The organism is Streptomyces sp. BE303 (assembly GCF_036290945.1).
GTDB lineage: Bacteria > Actinomycetota > Actinomycetes > Streptomycetales > Streptomycetaceae > Kitasatospora.
On sequence record NZ_JAQYWZ010000131.1, the window covers coordinates 1 to 572 of the forward strand.

At 71.5% G+C, this 572-nt stretch carries 1 protein-coding gene; it reads right to left on the reverse strand.

The window, feature by feature from the left end; translation table 11 throughout:
* Positions 1–225, reverse strand: a 225-nt coding sequence (locus tag PUR56_RS00555) for an ATP-binding cassette domain-containing protein (RefSeq protein WP_329947387.1), incomplete at its 3' end; no start/stop codon positions are given.
* Positions 226–572: the final 347 nt, after the last annotated feature.

Here is a 572-nt window from a genome sequence, read left to right on the forward strand (position 1 = left end):
GGTGGGCTGGTGGTCGCCGGTGAGGATCTTGAGGAGGGTGGACTTGCCCGCGCCGTTCTCGCCCATGAGGGCGGTGACCTGACCGGCGGGGAAGTCGAGGGTGACTCCGCCGAGGGCCCGTACCGCGCCGAACCGCTTGGTGACCTGGTGGACGCCGGCGAATCTTGCGGAGCCCGGGTCGCTGGGCGGGCGAGGGTCGGGAGTCGGGTCGTGGGCTTTGCTCATGGGAGTTCCTTGAGAAGTGTGGCGAGGGTAGGGAAGGGCACGCGGTCGGCCGGCCGTGCGCCCACTGGGGCGGGAGGTTCCTGGTGATGTCCTGGGGCGGTGGGGGCGGTGCCGCCTTCGGCCCCGGCGGCGCAGGGGCCGGGGCCGAAGGGGCAGGCGGCCGTTCCCCGGGGGGAGAGGGACCGGCCGGCTTCGGGGGTGTCAGCTGCAGGTGACGCCGGCGGTCTTCCAGGTGGTGGCGTCGACCATGGTGGTGGGGGCGAAGGCTTCCTTGGGGAAGTCCTTGCTGTTCTTGAGCTTGTCGTACATGGTCTGGACGGCGAGGGCGCCGACGTCCTTGCCGTTGA